Below are 326 nucleotides of genomic sequence, written 5' to 3' on the forward strand. Positions count from 1 at the left end.
AAAAGCGCCTATCGCAAGCAAGCGATGAAATACCACCCGGACAAAAATCCGGGCGATACCGAAGCTGAAGTCAAATTCAAACAGGTCAGCGAAGCTTACGAGGTCCTGAAGGATCAGGAAAAGCGCGCGGCCTATGACCGTTTTGGCCATGCTGCCTTTGAACAGGGCGGCCCCGGTGGTGGCGGCTTTGGTGGTGGCTTCGGCGGTGGATTTGGCGGCGGTGGTTTTGCCGACGTCTTTGACGAGATCTTTGGCGCCATGGGCGGCGGACGCCGCGGTGGCGGTGGATCGTCCCGTGGGGCGGATCTGCGCTACAACATGGCGAT

General features: G+C 59.8%; 1 protein-coding gene. It reads left to right on the forward strand.

The genetic code is table 11. The features are described 5' to 3' along the window. The coding region (locus B2T33_RS03185; protein ID WP_286791133.1) for a DnaJ domain-containing protein at positions 1 to 326 on the forward strand (326 nt) is incomplete at both ends.

The sequence above is a fragment of the Thalassospira sp. UBA4513 genome, from assembly GCF_002388495.1.
Classification (GTDB): domain Bacteria; phylum Pseudomonadota; class Alphaproteobacteria; order Rhodospirillales; family Thalassospiraceae; genus Thalassospira; species Thalassospira tepidiphila.